Here is a 282-nt window from a genome sequence, read left to right as displayed (position 1 = left end):
ACCCGAAGCCCGTGGCCCAACCCGTAAGGGGGGGAGCGGTCGAAGGTGGGGCTGGCGATTGGGACGAAGTCGTAACAAGGTAGCCGTACCGGAAGGTGCGGCTGGATCACCTCCTTTCTAAGGAGCATCGGCTCTCATCTTGTAAGAGGTGGGGGTCCACGCTGTGACTGCAGGCGAATGTTCTGCACACGGCAGCTCATTAGTGGAGCACTGGCTAGTCAGCTGGACCGGGTCGCCGGGCCGCAAGTACCGCCCGACCTCTTCGGAGGTGGGGAGTGGGAA

1 rRNA gene is annotated in these 282 nt (G+C 62.8%); it reads left to right on the top strand.

Going from position 1 to position 282, the window contains the following annotated elements:
• A 16S ribosomal RNA gene (locus DMB42_RS52830) occupies positions 1 to 117 on the top strand; the annotation flags it as partial.
• Positions 118 to 282 lie beyond the last annotated feature (165 nt).

It is taken from the genome of Nonomuraea sp. WAC 01424 (assembly GCF_003947315.1).
Lineage (GTDB): Bacteria > Actinomycetota > Actinomycetes > Streptosporangiales > Streptosporangiaceae > Nonomuraea > Nonomuraea spiralis.
This window is presented reverse-complemented; position numbering and strand designations above follow the sequence as displayed.